This is a genomic window from Shinella sp. JR1-6 (genome assembly GCF_004284735.1).
In the GTDB taxonomy this organism is placed as follows: Bacteria; Pseudomonadota; Alphaproteobacteria; order Rhizobiales; family Rhizobiaceae; genus Shinella.
Genome location: NZ_SHMI01000001.1, coordinates 295174 through 307656 on the forward strand (window position 1 = coordinate 295174; position 12483 = coordinate 307656).

7 protein-coding genes are annotated in these 12483 nt (G+C 63.4%); all 7 read right to left on the minus strand.

Annotated elements, in window-relative coordinates:
• Positions 1-9: 9 nt before the first annotated feature.
• Positions 10-1983: a glycogen debranching protein GlgX gene (gene glgX, locus EXZ48_RS01380; protein WP_130514082.1), complete on the minus strand. Its 1974-nt coding sequence runs from the start codon at positions 1981-1983 to the stop codon at positions 10-12.
• Position 1984: 1 nt separating this feature from the next.
• A complete protein-coding gene (locus tag EXZ48_RS01385; RefSeq protein WP_130514083.1) occupies positions 1985-3616 on the minus strand; it encodes an alpha-D-glucose phosphate-specific phosphoglucomutase in 1632 nt (543 codons plus the stop codon).
• 4 nt (positions 3617-3620) lie between these two features.
• On the minus strand, positions 3621-5060 hold the full coding sequence (glgA, locus tag EXZ48_RS01390; protein ID WP_023514814.1) for a glycogen synthase GlgA: 1440 nt from the start codon (positions 5058-5060) through the stop codon (positions 3621-3623).
• Between the two features lie 8 nt (positions 5061-5068).
• Positions 5069-6331: a glucose-1-phosphate adenylyltransferase gene (gene glgC / locus EXZ48_RS01395; protein ID WP_024270891.1), complete on the minus strand. Its 1263-nt coding sequence runs from the start codon at positions 6329-6331 to the stop codon at positions 5069-5071.
• A 22-nt stretch (positions 6332-6353) separates the two neighbouring features.
• A complete protein-coding gene (glgB, locus tag EXZ48_RS01400) occupies positions 6354-8567 on the minus strand; it encodes a 1,4-alpha-glucan branching protein GlgB (protein ID WP_023513434.1) in 2214 nt (737 codons plus the stop codon).
• Complete coding sequence (locus EXZ48_RS01405) at positions 8567-11026, minus strand: glycogen/starch/alpha-glucan phosphorylase (RefSeq protein WP_130514084.1); 2460 nt, start codon at positions 11024-11026, stop codon at positions 8567-8569. Before EXZ48_RS01405 ends, glgB begins: the two co-directional genes overlap by 1 nt.
• A gap of 207 nt (positions 11027-11233) precedes the next feature.
• A complete protein-coding gene (locus tag EXZ48_RS01410) occupies positions 11234-12475 on the minus strand; it encodes a TadE/TadG family type IV pilus assembly protein (RefSeq protein ID WP_024270890.1) in 1242 nt (413 codons plus the stop codon).
• Between the last annotated feature and the right edge of the window lie 8 nt (positions 12476-12483).

A 12483-nucleotide genomic window follows, 5' to 3' on the forward strand; every position in this document is an offset into this window, starting at 1 on the left:
CAATGAAGATCAGTGCTTTTCGACAAAAATCTCGACGCTGCGGGGATGGATGAGGCTGGTCGCGGGATGGTTGGTGGAAAGCAGGCTCGTCCAGTCGCGTCCCTCCGGTGGCGGCAGGGCGAGCGCCTGCTCACCATGCGTCCGGTTGATGGCGATTGCGAGATGGACGATCCGCTGCTGCTGTAGATCTGGCGTCTTGAGGATGGCAAGCAGGGTTCCGGCGAACGGCGCTTCCCAGTCGCCGACTGTCATTGGGGTGCCTGCCAGTGTCCGCCATTCGATATCGCCGGTGCCGCTCCAGAAGGTCGTTTCCGTGAGGGCGGGGAAACGCTTGCGAATGGCAGAGAGCATGGCGGTGTGTTCGATCAGACCGTCGTCGAGCCGGTCCCAGTGCATCCAGGTGATGGCGTTGTCCTGGCAATAGGCGTTGTTGTTGCCGTTCTGGCTGCGTCCGCCCTCGTCGCCGGCCGTCAGCATGACGGTGCCGCGCGAGAGGAAGAGGCTCGCCAGCAGCGTCTTCACATCCGCCCGGCGGGCCGAGAGCACCGCGCCGTCCGTCGTCTCGCCCTCGGCGCCGTTGTTCCAGGAATGGTTCTCGTTGTGGCCGTCGCGGTTGTCCTCGCCGTTCGCCTCATTGTGTTTCACCGTATGGGAGACAAGGTCCATCAGGGTGAAGCCGTCATGGGCGGCGAGGAAATTGACGGAGCGGGTGCGGTCGCCGCCATGGCGGGAGAAGATGTCGGAAGAGCCGGCAAGCGCGGTGACGAAGGCACCGAGCCGGTGGCTGTCACCGCGCCAGAAGGTGCGCGTGTCGTCGCGATAGCGGTCGTTCCATTCGAGGAAGGGTTCCGGGAAATTGCCGAGCTGGTAGCCGCCGGACCCGATGTCCCATGGTTCGGCGATCAGCACGCGGTCCTTGAGCAGCGGGTCGGCGCAGATTTCCGAGAGCAGCGCGGCCCTTGCGGAAAAACCGTCCGCCTCGCGGCCGAGGATGGTGGCAAGGTCGAAGCGGAAGCCATCGACGCCGGCATGGCGCACGAAATGGCGCAGGCTGTCGAGCACGAGCTGGCGTACGATCGGGTGTTCCCCGGCGATGGTGTTGCCGCAGCCGGTGTCGTTGATCAGCTCGCCGGGGCGGCCCTCCACATGGCGGTAATAGGTGAGGTTGTCGAGGCCGCGCATGGAGAGCGTCGCGCCGTGGCGGTCGCTCTCGCCGGAATGGTTGAAGACGAGGTCGAGGATGACGCCGATGTTTTCGGCGCGCAGTGCCGCGACGGTGTCGGCGAGTTCCTTCATGCCGCCGGGAACGAGGCGCGGATCGAGCGCCATCAGCGCGATCGGGTTGTAGCCCCAGCTGTTGGAAAGACCGAGAGGCGGCAGATGGCGTTCATCGATCCAGGCGGTGATCGGCATCAGCTCGACGGCATCGACGCCGAGGCGCTTGAGATGGGCGAGCACGGCGGGATGGGCAAGCGCGCCGACGGTTCCGCGCACCGCCTCCGGCACGTCGGGGTGTAGCATGGTGAAGCTGCGCACCGCTACCTCGTAGACGAAGCCACCGGGGCGGAAGAGCGGCGCTTTTACATCGACCGGCCGGTTTCGTGTGACGATGGCCTTCGGCACGATATCCGCAGTCTCGACGCCGAAGCGGGTGAGGCGGCCGTCGTGCACGAAGGGGCGGTCGATTTTCTTGGCATAGGGATCGACGAGCAGTTTTGCCGGGTCGAACCAGAGGCCGTGGTCGGGGGAATAGACGCCATCGGCGCGGAAGCCGTAGCATGTTCCGGCGGTCGCGCCTTCGACGAAGACACGGTGGAAACCGTTCTCGTCCCGCCCCATTGCGAGGCGGGCGAGTTCCTTGTCGCCATTGTTGTCGAACAGGCAAAGCTCGACCCGGCCGGCGTTGTGCGAATAGACCGCGAACTCCACCCCGTCCCCGGAGAGCGTGGCGCCCGGCGCGAAGGAAGGGGCGGTGATCGTCATCTCAGGTAATCACGGTCGGCGCATCGCGGCCGGTTCGGGTCTTGATGCCGGCGATCTCGTCGGCGACGGCGATGAGGTCTGCGAGAGCTTCCTGCGTGTCGATGTCGTGGCGCGCGGCGTCGGGCTCGAAGCGCTCGATGTAGACGCGCAGGGTCGCGCCCGAGGTGCCGGTGCCGGAGAGGCGGAAGACCACGCGCGAACCGCCTTCGAAGAGGATGCGGATGCCCTGGTTCTTGCTGACCGACTGGTCCACCGGGTCGTTGTAGGCAAAATCGTCTGCCGTTGCGACGGTGAGGGAGCCGAAGCTCTTGCCGGGAAGGGTGGCTAGCTGGTCGCGCAGGTTCGCCACAAGACCGTTCGCGGCATCGGTGTCGACTTCCTCGTAGTCGTGACGGGAATAGTAGTTGCGGCCGTAGGTCGCCCAGTGCTGTTCGACGATGTCGAGAACGCTTTCCTTGCGCACGGCGAGAATGTTGAGCCAGAGCAGCACGGCCCAGAGGCCGTCCTTCTCGCGCACATGGTCGGAACCGGTGCCGGCGCTCTCCTCGCCGCAGATCGTGGCAAGGCCGGCGTCGAGCAGGTTGCCGAAGAATTTCCAGCCGGTCGGCGTCTCGAAAATGCCGATGCCGAGTTTTTCCGCGACGCGGTCGGCGGCGCCCGAGGTGGGCATGGAGCGCGCGATGCCGGCGAGGCCCTTGGCGTAGCCGGGCGCAAGATGGGCGTTGGCGGCGAGCAGCGCCAGGCTGTCGGACGGGGTGACGAAGATGCCCTTGCCGATGATCAGGTTGCGGTCGCCGTCGCCGTCGGAGGCGGCGCCGAAGTCCGGCGCGTCGTCGGCCATCATCGTCTCGTAGAGCGCGCGGGCGTGTACCAGGTTGGGGTCCGGGTGGTGGCCGCCGAAGTCCGGCAGCGGCATGAAGTTGAGCACCGAGCCCTTGGTGGCGCCGAGGCGGTTTTCGAGGATCTCCTTGGCATAGGGGCCGGTGACGGCGCTCATGGCGTCGAAGACGACGCGGAAGCCGCCGGCGAGCAAGCCGCGGATCGCGTTGAAATCGAAGAGCTGTTCCATCAACTCGGCATAGTCGGCGACGGGGTCGATGACGGTGATCGTCATTCCCTCGATCTCGTGTGTGCCTTCGAGGTCAAGATTCACGTCGGCGACGTCGGATATCTTGTAGCTGTCGATGACCTTGGTGCGGGCGAAGATCGCGTCGGTGATCTTTTCCGGCGCCGGGCCGCCATTGCCGATATTGTACTTGATGCCGAAGTCTTCCGTCGGGCCGCCGGGATTGTGGCTGGCCGACAGAACGATGCCGCCGAAGGCCTTGTATTTGCGGATGACATTGGACGCAGCGGGGGTCGAGAGAATGCCGCCACGGCCGACCAGCACGCGGCCGAACCCGTTGGCGGCGGCCATCTTGATGGCAAGCTGGATGACCTCGCGATTGTAGTAGCGGCCGTCGCCGCCGATCACCAGCGTCTGGCCCTCGAAGCCTTCCAGGGAATCGAAGATCGCCTGGATGAAGTTCTCCGCATAGTTCTTCTGCCGGAAGACGGGGACCTTCTTGCGCAGACCGGACGTGCCGGGCTTCTGGTCGGAATAGGGCGTGGTCGATATGGTCTTGATGGTCATCGGCTTACACTCGCGAAAGTAGGCTGGAATAGAGGTCGGCATAGCGCGCGGCGCTGTTTTCCCAGGAAACGTCCGACTTCATACCCTGGTTCTGGATGCGGCCCCAGATTTTTGGTTCGCGCCAGGCCTTGAAGACACGGCGCAGCGCCTGGCGCAGGCCCTCGGCATTGATCGGGGTGAACTGGAAGCCCGTGGCGACGCGGGCGGAAAGGGCGGCCTCGTTGGCGTCGATGACGGTATCGGCAAGGCCGCCGGTGCGCGCGACGACGGGAATGCAGCCGTAGCGCAGGCCATAGAGCTGGGTGAGGCCGCAGGGCTCGAAGCGCGAGGGGATGAGGATCGCGTCGGCGCCGGCCTGCATGAGATGCGACAGCGGCTCGTTGTAGCCGATGACGATGCCGATGCGGCCGCGATGGCGGGAGGCCGCCGCGAGCAGAGCGCCCTCGAGGCCCTGGTCGCCGGAACCGAGCACGGCGAGCTTGCCGCCCTGATCGACGATCCAGTCGGCGATTTCGGCGATGAGGTCGATGCCCTTCTGCCAGGTGAGGCGGCTGACGACGCAGAAGATCGGGCCGTCGTCCTGTTCGAGATTGAACCGTTCGGCCAGTGCCTGCCGGTTGACCGCGCGCTGTTTCAGCGAGCCGGCGGCATAGGGGCGGGCGATCTGGCTGTCGGTTTCGGGGTTCCAGACGGTGGTGTCGATGCCGTTGACGATGCCGACGAGGTCGCCTGCGCGGGCATTGATCAGGCCTTCGAGCCCCATGCCATAGTCCGGCGTCATGATCTCGTGGGCATAGGTGGGGCTGACCGTGGTGATCGACCAGGCGGTGCGCAGGCCGCCCTTGAGGAAGCCGACATCGCCGTAATACTCGAGCCCGTCGACGGTGAAGGCTTCCGGCGGCAGGCCGAGGCCCGGGAAGATATCGGCACCGAACTGGCCCTGGAAGGCGAGGTTGTGCACGGTGACGATGGTGGGAATGTGCTGCAGGCCGGTATAGCGCATGTAGACGGCCGTCATTGCCGCCTGCCAGTCATGGGCATGCACGATGTCCGGCCGCCAGTCCGGCAACAGGCCGCGGGCGATTTCCGCGCCTGCGAAGGACAGGGCGGCGAAGCGCTGCCAGTTGTCCACGAAATCCTTGCCCGTGGCGTCCGTATAGGGCCCGCCTGGCCGGTCGAAGAAACCGGGGGCATCGAGTACGAGGATATCGAGGCCCTCGTGCACGGTGGCGAGGATGCGCGCAGGTTCGCCGAGAAGGTCGTCGAAGGTGGCGACCACCTCGACGCTTCCCAGCCGCTGCATGACCGCGGGGTAACCGGGCATGAGCGTGCGCATGTGCGTTCCATGCCCGGCGAGTGCGATCGGCAATGCGCCGGCGACGTCGGCGAGGCCCCCCGTCTTGACCAGCGGGAATACTTCGGATGCCACCGAAAGGATGTTCATGAGGACGACTAGAGCTCCAGCTTGTCGATCATGGGTTGGGTGATGAGGCAGATGCCGCCTTCCGACCGGCGGAAACGCTTGGCGTCGAGCACCGGGTCCTCGCCGACGACGAGGCCTTCCGGAATGACGACGCCCCTGTCGATGACGACATTCCTGAGATTGGCATGGCGGCCGATCATGACGTTGGGCAGCACGACGGCGCCTTCGAGACGGGAATAGGAATTGGCGCGCACGCCCGTGAAGAGGAGGCTGCGATGCAGCGTCGAGCCGGAGATGATGCAATCGCCGGAGACGAGTGAGGAGATCGCCGAGCCGCGGCGGTTCTCGTCGTCATGCACGAACTTTGCCGGCGGCTTGATCTCGGCGAAGGTCCAGATCGGCCAGGAGCTGTCGTAGATGTCGAGTTCCGGGGTGATGTCGGTGAGGTCGATATTGGCCTGCCAATAGGCATCGACCGTGCCGACGTCGCGCCAATAGGCCTCGCGCTCGAAATCGGAGCGCACGCAGGAGGCGGTGAAACGATGGGCGACGGCTTTGCCGTGCTCGACGATGTAGGGGATGATGTCCTTGCCAAAATCGCGGCTCGACGTCGGGTCGGCGGCGTCGCGCCGCAGGAGATCCATCAGGAACTTCGTGTGGAAGACATAGATACCCATCGAGGCGAGCGCCATGTCGGGATTACCGGGGATGCTCGGCGGATCGGCCGGCTTCTCCACGAAGGCGATGATCTGGTCCTTGTCGTCGACATGCATGACGCCGAAGCCGGTTGCTTCCATGCGCGGCACTTCCAGGCACCCGATGGTGACCTGCGCGCCGGAATCGACGTGCTGCTGGAGCATCAGCTCGTAGTCCATTTTATAAATATGATCGCCGGCGAGGATGACCATGTATTCGACGCCGTAGTCCTCGATGATGTCGATATTCTGGTAGACGGCATCGGCGGTGCCCTCGTACCACTGTGTTTCGGACACACGCTGGCTGGCGGGCAGGATATCGAAGCTCTCGTTGCGCTCGGGGCGGAAGAAGTTCCAGCCGCGCTGCAGGTGACGGATCAACGAATGCGCCTTGTACTGGGTAGCGACGCCGATGCGGCGGATACCGGAGTTCAGTGCATTGGAGAGGGCGAAATCGATGATGCGCGCCTTGCCGCCGAAATAGACGGCGGGCTTGGCGCGCCGGTCTGTCAGTTCCTTGAGGCGGCTGCCGCGACCCCCCGCCAGAACATAGGCCATCGCGTCACGGGCGAGGGGTTGAATCCGCTTTTGCTCCATAGTGTCCTCCCGACAGTCGAATTTATGCGTCCAGCTCAAGCATCAGCGTCGCCAGCGGCGGCAGGGTGATCGTGGCTGTTATTCTTCCATTTGCCTGTTTCTTGGCCTGTACGGCGCCGCCGTTGCCCTTGCCGCTGCCGCCGTAGATTTCGGCGTCGGTGTTGAGAATTTCCCGCCAGCGGCCCTCCACCGGAAGCGGGACCCCATAATTCTCGCGATAGACGGGGGTGAAGTTGGTGACGATGGCGATCGGCTTCTCGCCCGGCGCCTTGCGCAGCCAGGCGAAGACGGAGTTCTCCCGGTCGTCGGCAATCAGCCATTCGAAGCCGTCGCCTTCGCAGTCGCGCGCATGCAGCGCCGCCTTGCGGCGGTATGTGCCGTTGAGATCCCGCACGAGCCGGCGCATGCCTTCGTGCAACGGATATTCGAGCAGGTTCCAGTCGAGTGCGCGGGCCTCGCTCCACTCCTGCCATTGCGCGAATTCCTGGCCCATGAACAATAGCTTCTTGCCGGGATAACCCCACATGAAGCCGTAATAGGCGCGCAGGTTCGCGAATTTCTGCCAGTCGTCGCCGGCCATCTTGGCGATCAGCGAGCCCTTGCCGTGCACGACTTCGTCATGGCTGAGCGGCAGCACGAAGTTTTCCGTGAAGGCATAGAGCAGGCCGAAGGTCATGTCATTGTGGTGGAACTTGCGGTGCACCGGTTCGCGCGACAGATATTGCAGCGTGTCGTGCATGAAGCCCATGTTCCACTTGAAGCCGAACCCGAGGCCACCATCGTGCACCGGCGCCGAAACCTTCGGCCAGGAGGTGGATTCCTCCGCGATGGTCAGGATGCCGGGATGGGCGGCATAGACATGGGCGTTCATCGACTGCAGGAAGCGCACGGCCTCCAGGTTCTCGTTGCCGCCATATTCGTTCGGCACCCATTCGCCGTGCTTGCGCGAATAGTCGAGATAGAGCATCGAGGCGACCGCATCGACGCGCAGGCCGTCGAGGTGGAATTTTTCCGCCCAGTAGAGCGCGTTGTTGATGAGGTAGGACAGGACCTCGGCGCGGCCGAAATTGTAGATCGCGGTGTTCCAGTCCGGATGAAAACCTTGCCGCGGATCCTCGTGCTCATAGAGTGCGGTGCCATCGAAATGACCAAGGCCATGCGCATCGGTCGGAAAATGCGCTGGCACCCAGTCGAGGATGACGCCGATGCCCACCTTGTGGCAGCCGTTGACGAAGCGGGCAAAACCCTCCGGCTCGCCGAAGCGGGCGGTCGGCGAGTAGAGGCCGGTCGTCTGATAGCCCCAGGACGGGTCGAAGGGGAATTCCGAGATCGGCAGGAACTCGATATGGGTGAAGCCCATGTCGACACAGTAGGGGATCAGGCGGTTCGCCAGTTCGTCCCAGGTGAGGAAGTCGCCATTGTCGTTCTTCTGCCAGGAACCGGCATGCACCTCGTAGATCGAGATCGGCTGGCGGCGGGCGTCCGCCGAGGCCCAGTGCGCCAGGTGCGCCTTGTCCTCCCAGGCCTGGTCGATCGGCCCTGTCGTCATGGAGGCGTTGGCGGGGCGGAGCTCCGAGCGGCGGGCGAAAGGATCGGCCTTCAGCGGCAGGACCTCGCCGTCGATGCCGACGATCTCGTATTTGTAGGCATGGCCGGTGGTGATGCCGGGCAGGAAGATTTCCCAGATGCCTGTGTCGCGGCGTAGCCGCATCGCATTCCGCCGGCCGTCCCAGTTGTTGAAGTTGCCGACAATGGAGACCCGCTTGGCATTTGGCGCCCAGACGGCGAAGTGGAAGCCCTCGATGCCCTCGAGCGTCATTGGATGAGCGCCCATCTTGTCGAAGAGGCGAAGATGCGAGCCCTCGCGGATGTAGTAGTCGTCCATCGGGCCGAGCACCGGGCCGAAGGAATAGGGATCGACCACCACCCACTCGCCGCTGTCATTGCGTGCGCGGTAGCGGATCGGCTGAAGCTTCTTGAGGGAGACCTCGCCGGCGAAGATGCCGGCCGGATCGACCTGCGTCAGCACGCCGATCTCCTTGCCCGAGAGCGTCTCGGCGGTCACCTCTGCGGCGCCGGGCAGGAAGCAGCGGGCGACATGGCCGTCGCCGGCCGCGTGCAGGCCGAGCACCGCGAATGGGTCCCAGTGCCGGCTTTCCAAGATCGCGTCGATGTCTGCCTTCGCCAGAAGCTCTGACGGTCCCCCCGTCGTGCCTTTTTTCGGCGGTGCGGTCATCAGGCTCTCCAGATTTCCTTGGCGTATTGGCGAATGGTGCGGTCGGACGAGAACCAGCCCATGCGGGCCGTGTTGCGGATGGTTTTGGAGTACCAGGATGCCTTGTCGTTCCAGATGGCATCGACATTGCGCTGGGCTCTGGCATAGGCGTCGAAATCGGCTGCGACCATGAACCAGTCGTGATTGTAGAGGCCATCGACGAGACCGGCGAAGCGGTTGCGGTCATCAGGCGAGAAAACGCCCGAGGAGATTGCGGCGAGCGCCTGCGACAGCTCCTTCGATTGCTCGATGATGGCGCGTGGATTGTGCCCCTCGGCCCTGACCTTCGCCACCTCTTCCGCCGTCATGCCGAAGATCACGATGTTCTCCTCGCCCACATGGTCGCGCATCTCGACATTGGCTCCGTCGAGCGTGCCGATCGTCAGCGCGCCGTTCAACGCGAACTTCATGTTGCCGGTTCCAGACGCTTCCATGCCAGCAGTGGAAATCTGCTCCGAAAGATCGGCGGCCGGCACCATGATCTCGGCGAGCGAGACGTTGTAGTTCGGAACGAAGACGACCTTGAGCAGGCCGCGCACCGCCGGGTCGTTGTTGATCACCTTCGCCACGTCGTTGGCGAGCTTGATGATCAGCTTGGCGTTGTGGTAGCTCGGCGCCGCCTTGCCGGCGAAGAGTTTTACCCGGGGAACCCAGTCGAGTTCCGGGTGCGAGCGGATCTGGTCGTAGAGCGCCACGGCCTCGATGATGTTCAGCAGCTGGCGCTTGTATTCGTGGATGCGCTTGATCTGGATGTCGAACATCGCGGCGGGATCGATCCTGGCGCCCATGCGGCTGCCGACGAGATTGGCGAGGCGGTTCTTGTTCTCCCGCTTGATCGCGGCGAAACGCTCCTGGAAATCTCGGTTGTCAGCGAAGGCGTCGAGCGCCTTCAGCGCCTCGGCATCGTCCATGAAGGCATCGCCGATCGCTTCGCGGATCAGGTTGAAAAGCCCCGGATTACACTGCATCAGCCAGCGGCGTGGCGTGATGCCGTTGGTCTTGTTGTTGATGCGGTCCGGATAGAGCTTGTGCAGGTCGGCGAACACCGTTTCCTTCATCAGTTCGGTGTGCAGTGCCGAAACGCCGTTGATCGAGTGCGAGCCGACGAAGGCGAGATTGCCCATGCGCACACGCCGCTCGCCCGATTCCTCGATCAGCGAGATGTTGCGGATGCGCTGGTCCTCGAAACCCTTTTCCTTGCGCGCCACGACGAGAATTTTGGCATTGATCGCGTAGACGATCTGCATATGGCGTGGCAGCAGGCGCTCGAGCAGCGGCACCGGCCAGCTTTCCAGTGCTTCCGGCAGCAGCGTGTGGTTGGTGTAGGAGAAGGTGCGGTGGGCGATATCCCAGGCCGTATCGAACTCGATGCCGTGCACGTCGGTGAGCAATCGCACCAGTTCGGCGACGGAAATGGCCGGGTGCGTGTCGTTCAGCTGGATCGCCACGGCATCCGGCAGTGACGTGAAATCGGGATATTGCTGCAGGTGGCGGCGCAGGATGTCCTGCAGCGAGGCGGAGCAGAAGAAGAACTCCTGCCTGAGGCGCAGTTCCTGGCCGGCGGAGGTGGCGTCGGCCGGGTAGAGGACGCGCGTCAGGCTCTCCGCCTTGTTGCTCTCGCGCAGGGCGCCGATATGGTCGCCGGCATTGAACGCATCGAGCAGGATCGGGTCGATCGGGTTGGCGGCCCATAGGCGCAGCGTGTTGACGCGCTTGGCCCGCCAGCCGACGGCCGGCGTGTCATAGGCCGTCGCGATGACGCGTTCGGCCGGCTTCCAGACGAAGCGCTGCTTGTCTTCGCCGATATTGATCGTTTCCACGGCGCCGCCGAAGCCGATTTCGTAGGAGCTTTCGCGCCGCTCGAACTCCCAGGGATTGCCATGGGCGAGCCAGGTTTCCGGAAGCTCCACCTGCCAGCCGTCCGCCATCTGCTGGCGGAAGAGGCCGTGCACGTAGCGGATGCCGTAGCCATAGGCCGGCACGTCGACCGTCGCCATGCTTTCCATGAAACAGGCGGCAAGGCGCCCGAGGCCGCCGTTGCCGAGGGCAGCATCCGGCTCCAGTTCGGCGATGATGTCGAGATCGACGCCGAGCGAGGCGAGCGCGTGGCGCATCTCGTCCATGATGCCGATATTCGTCATGGCGTCGCGCATCAGGCGACCAATGAGAAATTCGAGCGATAGATAGTAGACGCGCTTTGCGCCCGTTGCATAGGTTCGGCGGGTGGAGTCCATCCACTTGTCGGTGATGCGATCGCGCGCGACGAGGATGGCCGCCGTCAGCCAGTCATGCGGCTTGGCCACTTTCGGGTCCTTGCCGATACGATATTTGAGGCGCTCCAGAAGCTCGGTCGCAAGTTGTTCGCGATCGGATGATCGGGGGGCGGGAGCGAGATCGTTGTTGGTAACCCGGTTCATCATTGGTGAACTTTGCCCCCTCGCATTCTGTGCGTCCGTTCTCGCGAAAGTCGCGTTTAAATCAATTTATGCATCTATCCGAAGCGCTTGCAACAGGCTTTTCTAGAAAGGCCGCATGCATTTTCGACATGCCTGAAACACGTTGAATATGCTAAAAAACCCGCTGGGCCAGCCCAGCGGGTTTTGCTTTTTCCTATAGCGGGATGCCGCTTATTTGGTCAGGCGGGAGACCACCGCGGAGGTCCGCTCGCCGATCACCTTGAAGGCCGCGACGAGGGCTGCCATGTTCTCGGCCTGGAAATAGTGCGAAGCGCTCGATGCACAATCCTTGAGCAGATTCTGGCCGCGGGTCGGTGCCATGAAGGCAACGGTGTAGACCTCCATGCCATCATTCTTGGCCGAGGTGCAGGTTGCCTTCGTGCTCGTGTCGTCGGCCGTGTTGTTGTTGTCGCCATCCGTCATGAGAACGATGTATTTGGTCGGAACCTGGCCGTTCTTATCCCTGTGAGCGGTGTTTTCGGACGCTTCCTTCAGCCTGTTGTAAGCCGTCTTCATGGCTGCGCCGGAGGCCGTGCCGCCATTGGCGTCGAGCTTGTTGACGTAGTCCAGCGAGCTTGTGAAGCCCCAGGCCAGCGCACTTGGTGTATAGCTCACCGAATCATAGGCGATGGTGCCTGTGCGCACGAAGGTGTCTGTCGGGTCGGCCGCCTTGAACTGGGTGAAAAGGCTTGCCACAGCGAGCTTCAGCGCGGCCATCTTGGAAACGTAGCACGGGCTCGTCGCCTTGGTCTTGGTGTTGCCCCAGTTCGATTCCGTCCAGTTGATGCAGGACTTTACCGCTGCGTCCTTCTCGTTGGTGATCCAGGCCATCGAGCCGGATTTGTCGAGCACGAGGAACATCGAGAGGGCGTTCTTCGATTCCGTCGCGCTTTCCGCCGAGCTTGCGGCGTTCATCGTGGTCTTCGTCTGGCCGAGAAGCCGCGTGAAGGGGTTGAACTTCATCTCGTAGCTTGTCGAGACGTTCACTTTGAACGATTTGCCGTTGCCGACCAGCGCCGTTTCGATGATCTCGACGACGGTCGAGGCATCGAAATCGTATTCTTCCACGCCATTTTCGTTGCCGTCCGAACCGCTCGTCCCTTCCGTCTTGGCCTTTTCCTCTTCCTCTTTGGTCGAGCCGCTCATCTGTGTCTTCAGGAAGCTCATCGCGATGACCTTCGCCTCGGAGATGCTCTTGCCGTCGTTGGCCAGTGCGGAGGCCGCCGCGAGGGCGGCCGCGTCGGCGGCGTCCTGCAATTCGGCTTTCTTCATGACCATGGTGGTCAGGTCGATGGCGACGCCACCGGCGGCCAGCATGACCGGGAAGACGAGCGCCGTCATCATTCCGAAATTACCGCCGCGGTCCCGCAGAAGGCGGGAGACCCAGGTCTTTCTTTCCGTATTCTTCGTCATGAGAACTC